Annotated in this window: 13 protein-coding genes; 5 read left to right on the top strand and 8 right to left on the bottom strand. The window is 44.7% G+C overall.

What is annotated here, in order from left to right; translation table 11 throughout:
* The first annotated feature begins 38 nt into the window (after positions 1 to 38).
* From FJ023_08595 to FJ023_08585, 3 genes are all read left to right on the top strand, one after another.
* On the top strand, positions 39 to 1,631 hold the full coding sequence (locus FJ023_08595; protein ID MBM4447385.1) for a hypothetical protein: 1,593 nt from the start codon (positions 39 to 41) through the stop codon (positions 1,629 to 1,631).
* 100 nt (positions 1,632 to 1,731) lie between these two features.
* A complete protein-coding gene (locus tag FJ023_08590; GenBank protein ID MBM4447384.1) occupies positions 1,732 to 1,989 on the top strand; it encodes a hypothetical protein in 258 nt (85 codons plus the stop codon).
* Positions 1,990 to 2,303: 314 nt separating this feature from the next.
* Positions 2,304 to 2,762, top strand: a complete 459-nt coding sequence (locus tag FJ023_08585) for a hypothetical protein (GenBank protein MBM4447383.1) — start codon at positions 2,304 to 2,306, stop codon at positions 2,760 to 2,762.
* A 589-nt stretch (positions 2,763 to 3,351) separates the two neighbouring features.
* Here FJ023_08585 and FJ023_08580 read toward each other — a convergent pair.
* Positions 3,352 to 4,023, bottom strand: a complete 672-nt coding sequence (locus FJ023_08580) for a DUF2293 domain-containing protein (protein MBM4447382.1) — start codon at positions 4,021 to 4,023, stop codon at positions 3,352 to 3,354.
* 212 nt (positions 4,024 to 4,235) lie between these two features.
* A protein-coding gene (locus FJ023_08575; GenBank protein ID MBM4447381.1) for an IS3 family transposase occupies positions 4,236 to 5,329 on the bottom strand; the annotation gives its coding sequence in 2 pieces (ribosomal slippage) (positions 4,236 to 5,068 and positions 5,068 to 5,329; 1,095 coding nt in all).
* A 101-nt stretch (positions 5,330 to 5,430) separates the two neighbouring features.
* On the opposite strand from FJ023_08575, the gene FJ023_08570 reads away from it, so the two are divergent.
* Positions 5,431 to 6,545 (top strand): IS3 family transposase gene (locus FJ023_08570; GenBank protein ID MBM4447380.1). Its coding sequence is split into 2 segments (ribosomal slippage): positions 5,431 to 5,695 and positions 5,695 to 6,545, totalling 1,116 coding nucleotides; the frame shifts between segments, so codons are not numbered across the junction.
* A 68-nt stretch (positions 6,546 to 6,613) separates the two neighbouring features.
* Here FJ023_08570 and FJ023_08565 read toward each other — a convergent pair.
* The 4 genes from FJ023_08565 to FJ023_08550 all read right to left on the bottom strand — a co-directional run bounded on the left by FJ023_08565 (position 6,614) and on the right by FJ023_08550 (position 14,792).
* The gene (locus tag FJ023_08565; protein MBM4447379.1) at positions 6,614 to 7,609 is read right to left on the bottom strand and encodes a M23 family metallopeptidase; all 996 of its coding nucleotides are present in this window, start codon (positions 7,607 to 7,609) and stop codon (positions 6,614 to 6,616) included.
* 161 nt (positions 7,610 to 7,770) lie between these two features.
* Positions 7,771 to 10,998: a class I SAM-dependent DNA methyltransferase gene (locus FJ023_08560; protein MBM4447378.1), complete on the bottom strand. Its 3,228-nt coding sequence runs from the start codon at positions 10,996 to 10,998 to the stop codon at positions 7,771 to 7,773.
* Between the two features lie 111 nt (positions 10,999 to 11,109).
* Entirely contained in the window at positions 11,110 to 11,607 is a 498-nt protein-coding gene (locus FJ023_08555) for an NYN domain-containing protein (GenBank protein ID MBM4447377.1), read from the bottom strand.
* Positions 11,608 to 11,609: 2 nt separating this feature from the next.
* Positions 11,610 to 14,792: a helicase gene (locus tag FJ023_08550; protein ID MBM4447376.1), complete on the bottom strand. Its 3,183-nt coding sequence runs from the start codon at positions 14,790 to 14,792 to the stop codon at positions 11,610 to 11,612.
* Positions 14,793 to 15,146: 354 nt separating this feature from the next.
* Here FJ023_08550 and FJ023_08545 point away from each other — a divergent pair, with 354 nt between their 5' ends.
* Positions 15,147 to 15,473, top strand: a complete 327-nt coding sequence (locus tag FJ023_08545; GenBank protein ID MBM4447375.1) for a multidrug efflux SMR transporter — start codon at positions 15,147 to 15,149, stop codon at positions 15,471 to 15,473.
* A 109-nt stretch (positions 15,474 to 15,582) separates the two neighbouring features.
* Here the strand turns inward: FJ023_08545 and FJ023_08540 are convergent, their stop codons facing one another.
* Together FJ023_08540 and FJ023_08535 are read right to left on the bottom strand one after the other, a co-directional pair.
* Positions 15,583 to 16,791: a DUF5050 domain-containing protein gene (locus FJ023_08540; protein MBM4447374.1), complete on the bottom strand. Its 1,209-nt coding sequence runs from the start codon at positions 16,789 to 16,791 to the stop codon at positions 15,583 to 15,585.
* 160 nt (positions 16,792 to 16,951) lie between these two features.
* Positions 16,952 to 18,166, bottom strand: coding sequence for a hypothetical protein (locus tag FJ023_08535; GenBank protein MBM4447373.1), 1,215 nt, complete (start codon positions 18,164 to 18,166; stop codon positions 16,952 to 16,954).
* Positions 18,167 to 18,381: the final 215 nt, after the last annotated feature.

The following is an 18,381-nucleotide window of genomic DNA, read 5'->3' as shown; positions in this document are numbered from 1 at the left end:
CCCCCAGACGATGTGATCGAAAAGATGCAGGGAACATTATGGAACTAGCTGATATATTCCCATTAAAACCTGACCTCGAGAAGCAATTCCGCCCGGAAGCTTTAGAGCACTTGAACGAATGGCGAGCTGAAATCCTAAAAGACGTACCCGAGTTGAGTCAATTAAGCAAAGATGAGGCCGAGGCCGACTTACACAAGTACCTGACAGACTCAGAAAAAGCAGGCCTCCAAAGATACTCAAAAGAGATAGCCGAATGGCTATGGCATTGCACCAGGAATCAAAATATTCCTTTCTTCATGAGTCTGCCTTTGATTTATCTCCCTAAATCTGAAATCAAGCGGTTGATAAGGCAGACCTATGACCGTAAGGCAAAGGAGGCGGAGGAGGAACGGAGGGCACAGGAAGCCAAACTCGCCGAAGAAGAACAGGAAAGGAACATGCAGCGTAGAATCCAGACTGCAATGAAAGGACTGAATCCACCTGAAGAAAAAGCCCAGAGATACCTGGATAAAAATGAGTATCGGCAATTCAATGACAGTGCTGCCCGAGCATTAATATCTTACACCACTCATGGTGAAAACTACCTCAGCGACCCACAATCACTACCATATCTTAGATGGGTTGAAGAGATAAAGGCGAGACAAGACAAAGAAGAACGAAGGAAGAGGGCTGGAGAGAAGGCTAAGCAGTATAACCGTGCTTTCAACAAGGAATTGGCCAGGCTCAAAGCTGAGCTTCTCAAAGAGCAACAGGACACTGAGAGCTACTTCAAGGCTCATGTCGGGGATTTGCTTTACCTGCCCCTCACCTCTGCCTTCGTATCATCTGCTCAGGGGGAGCAAAGACGAGATGCCATCGTCGAGCAGAAGGTGGCTGAAATTTTCAATCGGCAGTTTGACAATATCATAACTACTCGACATAGGACGAGCTATTTTCTTATTCCATTTGCCGAGTTTTGTGCCGACGATGTTCTTCATCTCAAATTTTTCTTCAATGTATATGCTGTGGTAGAAGTCGAGGTCTGGCTGGAACCGGGGGAGGGCACTATTGATGGTTTCATTTTCACCTTTCCCTGGATAGAGCACAAGACCGATTACGGAATGTACTTAGAGATGGCACCGAAGACTCAACTGCTGGGTTATCAATACCTGCTCCTAACACCCTCCGACCTGGGTCACTTCTTTTGGAGAAGCCTACCCCTGGATCTCGTCATAGGCCTGATGTCTGGTGAAATGGAACCCGAGGGGACCTCGATTATCGAATTGAGCGAAAACTATACAACTTATTCAGTAGATGGCCTTGATGACGAAGTCGTCATTCTCGAGAGATTCATCGAGTATCTCAAGGAACTGGGTGGAATCGAGGGTATGGTTGATGCGGGTGTTATAGGCGATAAGGTGGCCTCAGTTATAAGAAAACGTCTAGAAAAACCGCAAGCACTCCCAGCTCCCCCCTTACTCCTAGGTGGCGATGCTTCGTGTTTTGAGAAGGAAGAGTTCGTCTCCGCTTTGACCGGTCTGGGCATTCCAAGGAAAGACGCAGAGGAATTATTCGCAGTCACGCCGACAAATATACCGCTGAACGATGCCATAAGACTGGCTCTACGGAACTACAAAGACCATATCTCATGAAAGTGCTAACGAACTTACATAGTAAATTGGGTAGTTCACATATACTGAACGGTCTGTCTGTCTGACAGTTCTGAACTGTCTGACTGATGAGGGAAAGATTATGAGCAAACTCAACATGGCTTGCCCTGAATGCGGAGCTCAGATGCCGGTGCAACTGGTGAAGCAGGACAAACGCTTTTCAAGCCACTGCTATGGCTGCGGCCTCCACATGTTTGGACCGGCTGCACTCTTAGCCAGGCTGGAGCACACAGACACAGTATGCCTGCATAAACCAGAGTGGAAGGCGTGTAAGCGAGGTTTCACCCTCTGGTGTCCCCTGTGCCGCGTCAGAGCCTTCTGCTATCAAAAACCTGCCTGACTTGTTGACCAGCACGCAGACCTAACGGGTATGCTGGCTAGCTGCAATCAGCGCTAGTTTGCTGGCATCAAGTTTGACCCTATTATTCATATCTGAACATAAAAAGTAATTACTTCTTATCCTTTTCAAAAGCCTCTTTTGTAAAGTACCATAATCATATAGGATAAACTTTTACTTTTCTATTTAGACGAAAAGGTAAAAGCTGAATGCACTTTAAGAATTGAATATCAGAAGTCCAGAGCCTTGCCTTGTGGTCAATAAAATGCCCTAGCTGGGTATAGCTAGAGCAAATCTAACATAGGGGGTCAACCACAATGCTAGATTGGCAAAAGTATATCGAGATTGCCGATAAATTTCAATACAAGGCGAAGCCAGAGGATAGACAGGACTTAAGGCAGGACATTATCTTAAGGCTTGCCGAAATAGAGGTAAAGTATAACGGCAACGGCAACAGCTTAACCGAAGGCGGCATGGTAAGAGTAGCCAGCTATGTTGTGTTGGAGTATTGGCGAAACATAATGAGACTGCCAAAGATAACAAGTCTCAACGGGACTGTAGATGATGGCGAAGGCAACGAGACAGAGCTTTGCCAGATGCTAGCCGATGATAAGGCGATAGACGTTGAGGCTTGGCTTGATGCCAAATTGTGGCTGCATAGAGCACCAGCAAGGCTGGTTAAGATAGCCTACAAAAAGGTAAGCGGATTGCCTCTCGCCAGTGCCGAGCATACCTATTTGAATAGGCAAAGGCAAAAAAGTTTAGCTTTAGTGTAAGATTTTAAGCCTGTTTTGGCATTATATTAGTGAGAGGCTAAAGCCTCTTGCGGAGCGTCTAACCGATGCCAGCGGATTGCGGGTCGGCAAGGCTCTGGACAACTGAATAAGGCTAACCGACTTTCGGGACAAGGCTTGCTTTGGGCTTAAAGCCTTGCCTTGCTTACTCGTCTTGTCTCTAGCTTTTTGAGACTAGCTCAAGCGGTAGTGCTAGCGGTTGCAGGCTACCGATAAACAGGCAAAGGGACAATGAGAGAGCAAGAGCAAAAAACAAAGTAATAATTATCACGAATGATAGGGAAAGCCTTGCCAAAAAACTGAATAGTTTGACTATAGACAATCACAGGCAAAAGAGCCTCTGAAGTGTAGGGGTTCTTTTGCCTTTTTTTATGCCTTTTTTAAGGGGTAGTTGGAAATCTCCGACTACCCCTTTTTTGTGCTCAAAATCTACGCCTTCCTCTCAAATCTCACCCAAACCCACAGGAAAGCCCTCTAAACCACCGGGATACCAGTTTCCTACCTCCCCATAGCTTTTTCCACAAAACTACATAGGCTAAAGTTCAATTAGGTAACAAAGCAAGTATCTGTCTTATCTGCCTTCTCTATGACGGATCAAGAACTCATCTACGGCTTCTTGTGCCTCACCCTTAACCTCTTGGTATAGGAAGTCCCCCCGCTCTAGTGCGAATCCAAACTCAAGCAGTTGATCATCATAGGACGTATAGTTATGTCGAATATACGCTCGTGCTGCCAGCATCGCCTTTTCTTCAAGAGATAATTTCCGTGTTCGTCCTACTCGCTCACTGCCAACTTCTGTTGCGTGCCCCGAAACAGCCTCAGCGATATCACAAGCTAGCTTTTCGTACTTAGGAGCAAAACTGAGATACTCGTAGACAGCCTTTGCAAATCGCTCCCTATACTTCGCTTCCTGTCTCTCACGTTGTTTTCGTGAAATAATTCTTTTGACCTGTCTCCGAGCTATTGTCTCCTCTGCTAGCTTCTTGGCAGTTTCGATATTCTCCTTTGGTGCCCATATACCCAGCGTTCTGGTGTACCTTTTTGCGGGCTTCTTTCCGACCCAATATGGCCCCTTGGATTTTACCTGCCTAGTTATGAAGGCATCGCCGGTTGACAGGAACTCCCACCCCTGTGGTATCTCGATGTTCCCATATTGGCGGCACCACCAGCTTTCAGATTCCGTCCTCGATGGATACACCCATAAAATCTCATTTGAATGGTCTTGCTGATTGGTCATCTTCACTTGTCGTCCGCATCTAGAGAGCACTACATTCGACTACTAGCTTTTATTGTACGCTGGCAGCTCTCGGCGGGCAAGGTTATTCCCACAAGGATAGTCACCGTTCAGGAAATATGACCTGCCCCCCGAAAATGAGTCCAGTATTAATGTTAGACTGGAAATTGATGGAGATGCCCCCTTTTCTGTACCACCCATAATGCTAGTTTCGTGGTTTTTCAATTAACTACCTCCCCAGACAATGCAAACTCTCTTGGGGGTAGATTACCCAGGGCGCCATGTGGCCGTTCTCTATTATAGTACAAACGCCACTCCTCGACTTTTTCCCGTGCGTCTTCCAATGATAGAAACCAGTTTTCGTTCAGACATTCCTGCCGGAACCGGCCGTTGAACGATTCAATGAAGGCATTATCTGTGGGTTTCCCTGGACGGATGAAGTCTAGCTCCACGCCGTTCAAATATGCCCATTGATCCAGCCGCTTCGAGGTAAATTCCGGCCCGTTGTCTACTCTGATGGTTTTGGGTAAGCTTCTTTGCTTGGCTATATTCATTAATACCTCCACAACACGTTGACCACCTATGCTCCTGTCTACCTCTATTGCCAGACTCTCACGGGTAAAGTTATCCACTAACGTTAACAGCCTGATTCTCTGGCCGTTAAATATCTCATCGCTCATGAAGTCCATTGACCAGCTCTCATCCGGACTTTGGGCCGCAGGGATTTCCTCTCGCCTGCATGCCGTAACATGTCTCCTTGGTCTCTTGGCACGCATGGTAAGGCCTTCCTGCTTGTAGAGCCTGTATACCCGCTTGTGATTCACTTCCCAGCCTTCTCTCTCAAGGAGCACATGAATTCTCCTGTAACCGTAACTTACCCTCGCCTGCGCCAGATCACAAATTCTTAACCTCAGGGCAGCCTGCTCATCTGCTACACTCCGGTAGTAGTACGTAGATCTCTGAAACATCAACACACTACATGCTCTCCGCTTGCTTGTGCCGTAACAAACCCGCAATGCCTCAACATGTTCCCGCAGTTGAGCAGGCTTCAGGACTTTTTTCGTAGCACATCCTGAAGCATCTGCTTATCAAGGCTCAAGTCTGCTACCAGCTGTTTCAGCTTTCTGTTTTCTTCCTCCAGGACTCTCAATCTCCTCACTTCTGCCACACCCATGCCGACATATTTCTTCTTCCACCGGTAGAAGGTCTGCTCACTGATGCCCATCTTCCTGCAAACCTCAGGAACTGCTGTCCCTGACTCTGCCTGCCTCAGGGCAAAGGCAATTTGCTCCGCTGTGTACCGGGACTTCTTCATGGGATGATCCTCCTTCATCATTGTTAATCATCCCACAAAACCAGCATTTTGTCTGGCTCAGTTTTCGGGGGGCAGGTCATTGAGAAAGGGGGGCTATTTCATTGGCCAGAAGAATGTTCAAACCGGAGCAAATCATTAACAAGCTCCGCGAGGCTGAAGTACTAATCAGCCAGGGAGCTACCATCGGCGAAGCCAGCAGAAAGATCGGAGTTACCGAACAAACCTACTACCGCTGGCGCAGAGAGTACGGTGGCATGCATGTGGAGCAGGCGAAGCGCCTCAAAGAGCTGGAGAGGGAAAACACCAGGCTGAAGAGGCTGGTGGCTGATCTTTCTCTAGATAATGCCATACTCAAGGAGGCTGCCCGGGGAAACTCCTGAGCCCGTCGAAGAGACGCAGGATAGTGGAACTGGTATGTCAGGTACTATCAGTCTCAGAGCGGCGGGCATGTAAGGTGCTGAGCCAGGCAAGGGCAACACAACGGCATGTACCGCAGATTCCCTCTGATGAGGAGCAATTGAGGAGTCGTATCGTTGAACTGGCTACCAGGTACGGGCGGTATGGCTACCGGCGGATAACAGCGATGCTTAAGCACGAGGGCTGGCAGGTGAATCATAAACGCGTGGAACGTATCTGGAGGCAGGAAGGACTAAAGGTGCCAAGGAGACAACCTAAGCGGGGACGATTGTGGTTGAATGACGGCTCATGTATTAGGCTCAGACCAGAGCATAAAGACCATGTGTGGAGCTATGATTTCATGGTTGATAGAACAGCTGACAGCAGAACATTTCGTATACTGACCATAATCGATGAATACACCATAGAGTGTCTAGCGATGCTGGTAGGTCGTCGCATCACTTCTCAGGATGTCGCCGGCAAGTTATTCCAGCTCTTTGTTTTCAGGGGAGTACCAGAGCATATTCGATCCGATAATGGAACTGAATTCACTGCCAGGGAGATACGCGCCTGGCTGAACCGATTAGGAGTGAAGACTCTGTTCATCGAGAGGGGAAGCCCCTGGGAGAACGGCTACATAGAATCATTCAATGGCAAGTTAAGGGATGAACTTCTGAATCGTGAGATATTCACTACACTGGCTGAAGCCAGAGTATTGATAGAAGGCTGGAGAAAAGAATATAATCAAGAACGACCCCATAGTGCACTTAACTACCGGCCGCCTGCTCCTGAGGCTATTGTGCTTGTGGGACTAACTTAAGAAGTGGTACAACTATTGGGGGCAGGTCACTTTTCGGGGGGCAGGTCAAAAACTCAAGCAAAAATAAATTATGGATACTGGGGGTTGTTGTCAACTGTCCATTGATTTGTCGCTGGCGAATATGTCTCAATATTTCTGTAAGGATCTGTATAATGTGTGTTAGGTTCATTATAAGGAGGATCTAATGAGATTGAGATGAGAAATCCAAAATGTAGATGTTTACCTTCTAACTTTTTTCCTCTTAGGATACCTCCAGATAGGCCTATAACATCTCCTCTTTTCACCTTGTCTCCTGGTTTCACCTTTACCTCATTTAAATGGCAATATTCAGTTATTGCAGTCTTATAAGGAGGATAAAGATAAACATTTTCATGACTTACTAGAAGGGTATATTTCATCTCTGGTTTGTATGGTTTTGAAGGTTTAACTACAATTCCTGGGGCAGCTGCCAATATTGGAGTGTTCTCTTCCATGTAGAAGTCTATTCCATTATGGTTATCATACGTATCATCTTCGTATTTAGTGCTTTTCCAGGTCATTGTAAAACCCTCTCTTCCATCCATATCCACGTAGTCCATTATACCGAGTGGATTGTCTCCTAGAAATTTTGTGTTTCTGTCAAAAGGGAGTGTCAACCACCCCTGCATAAGTTTCACATCAAGATTCATGTTATTTACTACCTCAACAGGCAAAGAGGCATATTTGAATTCTTCTTTAGAAATATTGAGATATGTGAAATGTTGATTGTTGTACCCAACGACAGTCCCACCGATGTCCAAAGTATACTTACCTTTCTTCAATGCAATGCTATAACTCCCATCTTGATTTGATTTAGTAACATATTGTTTTTTTCCTACATCGCTAAAAAACTTCAATTCAACACCATTTATAACTGGCTCATTTTCTTCTTTTGCACCATCCCCATTATAGTCATGATAAACAATGCCTGTAACAGTTATAGGAATTGGTGGATTCTCATCCTTTGGAATGCATGCAACACCACCTAGTCCAACAGCCGTAGCCAAGCCAATATTAACTGCAGCCTTTTTCCAAGAATCAGGCATACAATCCCTTAAAGAGAAATACAAATAGTTCTTTGACCTGCCTCCAACAATTATACCACTTGTTAAGTTAGTCGCATAAGCAGCTAGTTACACAGAAGTCAGGAATGTTCAATGGCAACTCGGCGCATCACCCGGAGGGCTATCTTGTTGGAGCTACCGGTCTATTTCCTATTGGAGCCTTCCATCACCGCAATCTCTTCAGACGTTAAGCCGTAAAGCTCATATACCAACAGGTCAATCTGGCGCTCGTATTCTTTGACTTGGGCTTGCTTGGCTGGATTAGTGAGATAGTCCTCATCTTTGGTTATGGACAGAATAATATCAACTAAATCATTTAACGGTTTCTCTTGGAATTGAATCTTGATAGGTAAGCCAAAAATGTGCTTTTTCTTTATCTGTGGCAAGACCCTACCCTCCTCATTATTTAAGCTCCGATATAGATATAAGAATAGATTAGAATTGAGTATTGCCAATAGCACTTTATGAGAAATCATCTCTTTGAACTGTTTTATTACAAATGTACTCGCCAAAGTAAAATAACCCTCATCGTCATAAGCTCCAATAATCCTATCAGCAGTTTGCCTTATGATTATCTTCTTACTTGTTTTGAAGATAGTTTTTCTTGTATTGCTATGTAGTAGCTCTGGCACATAATATATATATTTACCACCCCAACTCTTGTAATAGGCTTGTATATCCGAACCTGTAATAACCCTCTCCCATTTGGCAGATCTCCTCTCATAACTTACAAACTTCTTATCATTGCCAGTCTGAATGCCATTGTAAATCTCTGCTAATACTCCGAGCTTCATAATATTGTCTTGTTTGCATAAATTGTCAAAAAAGTCGAAAAACCACTCATCCGCATAGACATTAATATAAAAATCTGGTTCCTTCACAAAAATTTGCTGATGTATGCATCTTTGCGAGAAGTTGTCATTCAAGAAGTCCGCGACACTATTTATGTCATATCTAACGTTTATTACATGATTATCATTAGCAGGCTTGTTCCCGAATAAGATAATTGCCGTGGGAACGACAGTTTCAAAAACGAAGCCTTTGAACTCATCGATACTGATAACTTCACATTTACTTAGCAGATACCTCCTTATTTTTCTGGATAGAGGTTTCGTAAGGTATGTGTTTGCTGTGATAAGGCATACATGACCTTTTTCTTTAGCTATGTTTGAAGATTTCTCAATGAAAAAAGTGTAAAAGTCATATTTGTCTTCGGCAGTCTCATAGCTTCTGCGAAGATAATCCTTAAAGGTACTCTCTATGCCTTTACCTCTTGATGTTTCATATGGCGGGTTGCCAATCACTACGTCAAAGCCGCCTTTTTCATGGAAGACCTCTGAGAAATATACCTCGAAGTCAAACATCTCTTTATTATTCGTGAGGTTTTTGATTAGCTGGTCAATCTGCTTCCTGTATTCCTGCTTCTTCTTAGCGTTCGTTTCATTGAAGTAGAATGACTTAAGCTTCTCCAATTCGTTAAACAGGTCAACATTAAACAGGTTCTTTTCCACACCCAAAAGCGAGTTGCCACAGACAATCTTGTAATCGAGATTGGGTAGCGGCTGAATCTGCTTGATATCCTCCTCATCAACCACCAGGGAGAGCCAGAGGCGGAGCTTGGCAATCTCCACAGCGCCGGGGTCGATGTCCACACCGTAGAGGCAGTTCCTGATAGCATGGCGCTTGAAGTTGTAATTATTTCTGCTCTCGTCCTTTGGCAGGTAAGTTGTGAGCGTATTTCTGGCGCGGACAATTTCATGCATCATGCCTACAGGGAAGGCACCGGAGCCGATGGCTGGGTCACAGATACGAATAGTTGCAAGCTTTTCGTCGATCAAGCCCGCATTCTGTCGGATACTCTCGGGGAGCTTGTAGGAATAGTCTCTTGTTTCTCTTCCGGCGCCTTCCACTCTTGCATCATGCTCAATCGCCAGCTCTCCCATACGAATGAAGGCTTCAATGTCCTCACGCGGTATAATCGCTCGATAGGCCGGCGCTTTCAGGGTGCCTTGCTCTGGGTCAGGCTTGCCGAACAGTTTACCCTGAGGTGGCGGCGTCGCCACCAGTGGTACATCACCTGTGTTAATAGCAGTGTCTAGATAATTAATGAGACTCTCCTGGCACATATAGTGGACAATCTCGCGTGGGGTATAGTAAGTGCCTTTAGATTTACGGTCTTTAACCTCAAGCAGGTTCTCAAACACCTTGCCCAGCATCTCAGGGTCAATGGCAACTTCTTTTTCCAGAGGCTCGTCTTCTTTTACAGTGAAGTTGTATCTGTCAAATACGTCAAGAACGCCAGTGCCAATATCGCCTTCTTTGGTTTTGAACGTGTTGGAGAATAGCTCATTCGGCAATAGAATGTCGGCATGCACCCAATCGTAATTGTTGATGGGGTCGAACAAGCCGCCGTTCAAGAAGGGAATCTTGCAGTTGAAACGGCTGTAAAAGTCGTCGGTTCTTTCTACGGCTAGCGCCTCATAGAACAATGACTCTAAAACGTCGTTAAAGAAATTGTCGTAGCTAACATTCTTCTTGTCGAACAATAGCCTAAGGAAGTTCTTGGGACCGGTCCCCCAGTTTTTATCCCGCCCGACGCCAAACCAGCCCTTTTTCTGAAGAAAATACAAAAATACAATCTGGCCGAGAAGTTTCTTAGAGAAATCAACGGTACTTACAGCTTTAGTCGCAAAATCATCTCGGACTTTCTGGTCTTTGCTAACAATATCTTCAAGGGCTTCATGAACTTTATGATAAAGCTCACGGTATTTTTCGAAGAACTCCTTAGTGACCTTCTCAATGTTAAATGCGGCTTCTAACTGTTTGAGTATGGGATTATATGCGTCATCCTGCAGAATGGGAACCAACTGGCTCTGAGCGGTATGGCTGCTTTCGTTCACGCCCACAATGAAGGAAAAACGCCGTGCCGGGGTGAGTTCTGTTCTTACTTTCGTCTTTCCGCTTGGCGACTCTTCCAACAGGTAATCCATTTTCACCAGCGAAAAGCGCCAATCTTCCTCATCTGGCGACACAAAGGCAACCAATCCTGCCTCTTTCTCATCACGTTCTTTGAGGTATCTGGCAACAAAATTCCTCTGAGATGTGCGAGCACGTTCCAGAGAGGTCTCTTTCTGTAGGTAGACAATTAGAATATCAATCTTATTGTTTTCGTGGTCGGTGTAGGTACCGATTCGCTCATAGGCTTTTACGTAGTCCCGGAAGCTCTCAGGGATATAATGCCCCTGGATATGGAATGCCTTGGTCTCGTCAATTTTGTTGAGGAGATTCTTGGTGAAATAGATAAATCTGGCTTTATCGAATGGGCTTTCAAAGGTATCCCTGATTATTCTTATCGCAGTCTGTTTATCCATCTAACCACCCATCTGGCACTTGACAAATATAGTATATTATGCTAAATTTCTAGCATAATCACGATGAGAGGCCAACCAAAGGGTTTCGTCCCGCGGTAATGCCTCTCTTTTTTATTTGTTTTTCTTATCATAGTCCAGTTTACCTTTGAGCTCATTCATAAATACAATATGAGGTCTCAACCTCCTGAATAGCGAAGAATAGCTGTCTCTGTTCGGAATCATTAGCTTTAACAGTTTACCGTTCTTTACAAGATAGTCTACCAGGCAGTAAAGGTCGCCATCTCCGGTAACGATAAGCGTCTTATCATAGTTCTTGTACTCAATCATGGCATGAAGCACCAGTTCTGCATCTACATTTCCTTTTACCTTACCGCTTGGCAGTTTGAGCGTTGGCTTGAAGACTAAAATATAGCCGGCCTTCTGCAAGCTAGTATACAGGGCTTGGTTTTCATAGACATAGCCGATAAAGAGAAAGGCTTTGGCTATGCCGTATTTGTCACGTAGATATTGCCTGAATCGTTTAAAGTCTAGAGTCCATCCCTGACTACGAATTGAGAGGTTAAGGTTCTGGCTGTCGATAAAAGTGTAGTTATTTTGTGGTTTTGCCATATCTATTTGCCTGCAAGGTACTCAGAAAGGATGACCTCTCTGGGACCGGAAGTCTGAGCAGCGCTTTCAGCCGCCGTCTCTTTAAAAAACTCTGAGGGGATGTTCTTCTTCAATATGCCCAGTATCTTTACAGGATTTAGCTCTTTGCTTAATTCCTTTTGCAGCGTTTTGGTGGTCTGTTTGGGCAGCCCACCCTCTTCGACAAGCTTAATAACCTGCTTAATATAGAGCTCATCATCCTCGGTATAGCCATGGAAATGCCTGATTTGATTTGATTTCAAGACCCTGAGCACGAAGGTAGCAGTATCACGCCCGCCTCTCATTTTCGCTTCCGGCACCTCTTCGGTTGTTGCCACCTGAAACGCCTTTTTATTAATCTCTAGTAAGTCGTAATAATCCTGGGGAATAGGCTGGCGTTTAGTGTCTTCATTCACCTCAAGCTGTCTGGCAGCGGAAAAGAAGTCTAATTCTTGAGTTGACTGATCTTGAGCCAGATAGAACTTCTGTAGCTTACCTTTACGGAAATAGGTCAACAAAGAATTGCCTTCGCTTTCGTCTATCCTGGCAGTGCGGGCTTTCTTAGGCAGGCGCTTAATCTTTTCAAATAAGTCAGGTTCGTTATCCCTGATGCTTCGGATAACCTGCAAATACTTGAGCTCACTCTCCTCATCTTCATCCTCACCGGTGATGGTTTTCTTTGAGGTTAAGCGAGTGAACAGGTCATGCGACTTGATTTCTTCACCTTCTGTTAGCAGTCTGGCATCATTGCCAAGCATCTCGATAAAGGCTTGAATTTTATATTCGGCAGCTTCCTTCAGCTTAATTACGTCGTTCGATTGCGTGGTGGGGAAGAAAGTGAAGGTGTAGATTGTATCGAATTTGGTATCGACGCGGTTGATACGGCCTACTCTCTGCATCAGGCGGGTAGGATTCCAGGGTATATCGTAATTGATAACAACGTTCGATTGATGCAAATTAACGCCTTCGGAGAGGACCTCAGTGCTGACAAGAATCCGATAATCGTTGCGAGGTTGTTTTGCCCTGCGGTCGAAATTTTGAATTACGCTCTGGCGTGTGGCGGCGCCAGAGGCGCCAGTGTAAATCAGCACTTTGCCCAGATATGCTTTAGCAAGGTGACCTCCAAGATACTCCGCTGTCTCCCGTGATTCTGTAAAGATGATGAGTTTGCTCTCTTTCAGAATTGTCCTCTGTTTAAGAATGTCAAGGATAGTTAATAATTTGGGGTCCCTATCTATTGTTTTCCAGAGTTTATCCATCTCTTTCAACGTTTTCAGGTCACTCTCCAAGTCTTTTCTGAAATTATCCTCAAAATCACTGGCATTAAATCTTTGGGCTTTATCCTCATCAATCAGCATCTGGATTGACTCATCATCATCCTTTTCCAGAAACTCAAAGATTTTATTGGCATATTTTTTGCTGACATAAACATTTCCCTTATCGAACTCGGCCAGAAACTGTTCATATGATTTAATGAATCTGGCGAGGCTGTTTCTGAAGGCAAAAAAGCTGCTTTCCAGCCGTTTTACCAAGAGATTCCTCATAAACTTTCTCATGTTTTTCTGGGCCAACTCTTCGGGTTGGGGGATATCCTCCTTTAGGTAAAGCAAGGGAACATAGCGGGCATATTGAAACTTTTTGATGATAAGCTCCATAGTCTTGGTGAAAACACTGTCTTCATTCTCATTGAACTGATAATAAATAGGCTCAGGGTCAGCCACTTCGGGGAATTTGAATCCCTGCTTTTTCAGATCCTCAGTGAAATATTTAACGATCTCGGAGCGGGTACGACGTACCATTATGTGTTTGAGAACCTTTTCTCTGATTTCCTTGGCGTTTTCCTTGACAATTCTTACGTATTCATCGCTATCTAACTGTCTGTCCAATCCTTTGAGTCTCCGGGCAAGAGCTGAAAAGAAGCCTTCTAAATCAGGAAGGTTGGGAATGGTGCCTTTCCGCGCTTTTTGGAACAATTTAATCTGGCTGAGAATGTCTTTTGGATAGTTATTTAACGGGGTTGCTGTAACCAGTATTACGCGCTTGCCGCGGCATATTTGAGCCAACTGCTCGTATGTTGCGGTGGTTTCAGTTCTGAAGCGATGAGACTCATCTATGAATATGTTCGTATATCTTTCTGTCCCCTGTTTTATGAGATGGTCAAGCTTGCCCAGTGATTCGAATTTGGCTGCTTCTTTAAAGTCATGGAAAACGTTGGGCCAGGAACCAGGACTGTCCTCATCCAGAAGAACGGGGGGAGCAATGACCAAATTTCTGCCATCAAGCTGATTTGCCAGCAGCGCTGAGATGTAGGTTTTTCCCAAGCCGACTACATCGGAAAGGAATACACCACCATATTCTTCCAGTTTTGATTTGGCATCTATTACTGCCTCCCTTTGATATTTCAAATCCAAAAAGTCTTCGGGCTGATACTGCGAATCTGCAATGTCCTGGTCGATGTTAATCTTCTCCTTAAAGTATTCGTAGAGAAACTTAAGGTATAGTTCGTAAGGAGTGATGGTGTTGTTAAGCCAGGTTTTAGTTTGGATGGTTTCAAGATATTCGTCTTTGACATCCACCGCATTTCCCCAAAGTTCGTCGAATTTGGCTAAGGCAAATTCGTAGTCGCTCCTATTCTTAAGTTCAATATTAAATTCAAGGTTGCTTATCAAGCCAGATTGGGTAAAGTTACTGGAGCCGGTTATGACTCTGCCGACATCCCTTCCGCCCTCAGCAAAAGTCATAATATACAGCTTGGCGTGAATGTTTTCTGAGGGGTAGGCTTTAATCTCCAGTTTGCCATTTTGGAGCCATTCTTGAAACTTGCTGACACCGTCTTCAACGTTTTTATTGTCTTCGGAGGTCGCTATTTCGCCAGAAAGAGTTCTGGAGAATTCCTCTTTTGCCTCAGAGTGGGAGAATTGGAATGTTCCCTGAGTTGGAGTCTGAGACTGCTGAATTAGGTCTGCGGTTTGCTTATTAGTATTGATACCAATCAGAACCCTGATTTTCTGGGTATTTTCTAATGATTGATAAAGGGTATAGAAGCCGCTGGTATAAAAGTACCCAACCAGAACATCGAAGAAGCTGGTGTCTTTTAGAAGAATGCGGAACCTGTCTTGAAGGGTATTCCCCTCTTCATTGGTTATGAAGGTTCTATCAGTGCTTATCAATTTCCGCCGCCCTAATAGGGAGCTAGGTTTTCAACCAAGCTGTCGGAATGTGTTTGCTACTATCCTATCTCTAGCTGTCATAATAGTCAACCTTTTTAGGAAGGCGGTTATCTTTTTGCTGCACAGTCCGTCAGAACGTGCAGCTCCATTGTTCGTTTTGAATTTCACGCATTAGTTGCTTGAGACTTAGCGGGCAGCTATAATCCGAGCAGCTAGCAGAGTAAAATATGAACACTTTCCTGACGCTTTCATGCATTGAACAGTCTCACTCTTCATCTGTTGCTCTGGCGACGAGATGAAGCAACACGTGAGACCAGTTATCTGAATCAAGTTCTAAGGAGGCACGATATTATGGGTTGGCTGTTTCTATCTATAGCTATCATTTTAGAGGTCTGCGGTACTACGTGCATGAAGTTATCCCAGGGATTTTCAAGGTTATTGCCGTCCATTCTTATTTTCGTTTTCTATGGACTCTCTTTTACTGCCTTCACTTTTGCGTTGAAGTATATAGATTTGAGTCTCTCCTACGCAGTCTGGGCGGGACTAGGAGTCCTGCTTATAGGTGTCATTGGCGTGTTGTACTTCAAAGAACCTATAACTGCTTTGAAGATCACTTCGATGGTCTTAATAGTGGCTGGCGTGGTGGGGTTATATAGTAGTATGGCAATTCATTCATGAAAATGCTCGGCGGCATTTTCTGGGCTCTGTGAACAGAAAGCCATTTCGTGTAGGCGTACCTTGCCTCAATGTCAGTTCATACTCTGATCACTCTGACTTAAACGAAAAATCACCGCCATGCCAAAGGCATATCGTGCTGAATATCTGGTGCAATGCAAACTTGGTTATTACCATTGGCATCCATGGTATAAACATCAGATTTTGCGCCTTGAATGTTAAGGAAGGCAATTTTGGTTCCATCTGGTGACCAAGCTGGTAACCCATCCATCGCAGGATTGTTAGTAAGTCTCGTCTGGCTGCTACCATCTGTGTTCATAACATAAATTTCCCAATTGCCATCTCGGTTAGACATGAATGCAATTTGCGTACCTTTAGGAGACCAAACAGGGGCCCAGTCATTTGCCGCATTGTTTGTAATTCGTGTCTGATTGCTGCCGTCTGCATTCATAATGTAGATCTGATTCTTGCCGGAAGACACCTCTCTTGCAAAGACAATTTGGGCACTATCCGGGGACCACGATGGTAAGCCATCGACATTATCTGTAAGTCTCGTCTGATTATTACCTTCAGTATTCATAACGTAGATTCCGTTGTTGCCGCCCCGGTCGGAAGAAAAAGCAATCCTGGTGCCATCTGGCGCCCATGCCGGCATGGCAGAGTTCCCAGGACTATCAGTGAGATTGGTCTGGTTGCTGCCGTCTGCATTCATAACGTAGACTTGATTTTGACCAGTGCGTATCGATTGAAACGCAATTTTGCTGCCGTCCGGTGACCATGTCGGCCAGCAGTCAGTCGCATTGTTATTAGTGAGCCGAGTTTGGTTGTTGCCATCCGCGCTCATGACGTAGATTTCCTCGGTACCAGCTCCATCTTCACGTTTGGAGAATGCGATCTTTCCCAATTGGAAAATCGGCGTGCTGAACGTCCGAGGCATTGACCAAGATGATGTACCACTGGCATTTGAAGCACTCATCCTCCAGTAGTAGCCAGTATTCCAGCTAAGCTCCGAAGCCATTTCATAATATGTACTAGCTAGGCTAGGCTTTTCTACGACCAACTTAGTGAAGGCAGAGTCGGTGGCTACTTGCAAACTATAAGTGGTTGCGCCAGTGGATGGTTGCCATTCCAGCTTGACGGCTAATCCTGATGTCGTGCTCTCGTTAACCGGGGCAATCAATACTGGAGCTGCAGGAATTGGAGCAACGGAAGTAACAGTAGTAGTTGGAGATGCAGCTTGCTGAGAACGACATCCTGTCCCGAGTGTCAAAGCAATTGCAAAGAGAATCGTCAGCGCAATTGTTGATATTGTTTTCGACATTTGCTACCTCCTATTGAATTTGATCTATGCCATGTTTGAAGCTAGCCTCAGATTCGCACTGAAGTTATCAAACGTACAAAAACATAATCCAGTGACAATAATAACCGAACAGGAAAATTAACACAAGAGCCTTAAGAAAAACGCTATCTCCCTGAGCGAGTCACTTTACAGGTACAGATTTAGTTTCCTCCTGATCTACATCAAGGAAGGTATAAGCTCTCACGCCTTTAAAGCCCTGGGCGCTAATTACGGAATATGCTGCTTCTTCAATAGTAGCAAAGGGACCTTTTATGGAGCCGCCTTCTATGTAATAGAATTGGCCTTCGTCCGAGTATAAACAGACTTCATGATAAATAATCCATTCCGATATAGGCCCTTTGGCATCTGTAACGTGTAACATTTCGGCATTTTTAATGCGTAAAATGCACGCCGCTCTATCCGTGTGATTCTCAAAGTCATCGTAATAGTAACCATTATGCAATAGACAATACAATGCAAAGCTGGATTGCTCCCCACAGACGCCTCTCTTGTCTCTAAAAGTCTGATTTGGCTTTCTATAGACGACTGTGCCCGTTTCCACCACTTTTGGGAACTTCTCGTAGTCATACTGTATATTCTGTATCATATACATACTCACTAATTGTGGCGTACTCAGCCTGCTTATCACGGTATCGAAATCCTTCCATTTATCGGAGTAGTAGTTCGACTCAGCAGACATCACCCACGCTTCTTTCAGCAGCTCAGTAAGTGAGTACTTCTCCAGCAGATTATGCTCATCATCCAACTCCTTGTCGTATGCAACCCACAGTAATGCCTCCAAAGGCGAACAATATTTCCTCTTGTCCTTTACACCCTCATTAAGTATAGACTCAAAAGCCACCTTGTATTCTGGCCGCAGGGCTAGGTATGCGATTTCCCTAATTGCCTCATTATCTTTTTCATCAATTTCCGTCAGTTCAGGTAATTTGAGTAGTTCTTGGTATAACTCCGGATAATCAACCTTCAACTGCTCTAATGTAGGTTCTTTTATTTTGAAGCTTGCACTAAGTTCCCCTACAGAAACCTGATATGAGCCAGCTTTATCCTCGGTTAAAGAGAAGACTAACTTTTGAGATGCTTCTGGCAATAGTGTAATAGTTTGGGTCGCTGCTGCAACACCATCAACATTCAGGACAGCGGAATAGCTACCCTCACGTTGTCCGATGTTCTTCACCTGGGTTGCAACACTAATCATGTCACCAGCAAGGACCACTTGCGGTGTAACATCCAGAGAGAGGACCTCAAACTGGGCTGGTTTAGCACAAGCTGCTATAGGAATTGACACAAGAAGAGTTAATACCGCAAAGATAGCCAAAAGCCAATTACACTTTCTCATCGCAACTTCCTAATCTGACAATATTCTACGCCTGTACTTTATTCTTAATCAATGCGAGTAAAGAAACCATATATTTTGCGGTGAACTTTTCATCGTGTATATTACTTTCAGGCTGTACCCTCAAAATAGGATAGAATAGAGCCTGACGGGTTCCGGTGAGGTGCACAATTCATTGGGGAACTCAGGTTGCCCCGCCAATCAGATTGCCTGCCGGC

This window comes from Chloroflexota bacterium (genome assembly GCA_016875875.1).
GTDB lineage: Bacteria > Chloroflexota > Dehalococcoidia > GIF9 > UBA5629 > 9FT-COMBO-48-23.
The sequence above is the reverse complement of the archived record's forward strand: the minus strand, read 5'-3'. Positions and strand labels throughout refer to the sequence as shown.

Bases quoted from the DNA above. Each gene is read 5' to 3' on its own strand.
- FJ023_08595 (MBM4447385.1), top strand. From the start codon at position 39: ATGGAACTAGCTGATATATTCCCATTAAAACCTGACCTCGAGAAGCAA.
- FJ023_08590 (MBM4447384.1), top strand. From the start codon at position 1,732: ATGAGCAAACTCAACATGGCTTGCCCTGAATGCGGAGCTCAGATGCCG.
- FJ023_08585 (MBM4447383.1), top strand. From the start codon at position 2,304: ATGCTAGATTGGCAAAAGTATATCGAGATTGCCGATAAATTTCAATAC.
- FJ023_08565 (MBM4447379.1), bottom strand. From the start codon at position 7,609: ATGCCTGATTCTTGGAAAAAGGCTGCAGTTAATATTGGCTTGGCTACG.
- FJ023_08560 (MBM4447378.1), bottom strand. From the start codon at position 10,998: ATGGATAAACAGACTGCGATAAGAATAATCAGGGATACCTTTGAAAGC.
- FJ023_08555 (MBM4447377.1), bottom strand. From the start codon at position 11,607: ATGGCAAAACCACAAAATAACTACACTTTTATCGACAGCCAGAACCTT.
- FJ023_08545 (MBM4447375.1), top strand. From the start codon at position 15,147: ATGGGTTGGCTGTTTCTATCTATAGCTATCATTTTAGAGGTCTGCGGT.
- FJ023_08540 (MBM4447374.1), bottom strand. From the start codon at position 16,791: ATGTCGAAAACAATATCAACAATTGCGCTGACGATTCTCTTTGCAATT.
- FJ023_08535 (MBM4447373.1), bottom strand. From the start codon at position 18,166: ATGAGAAAGTGTAATTGGCTTTTGGCTATCTTTGCGGTATTAACTCTT.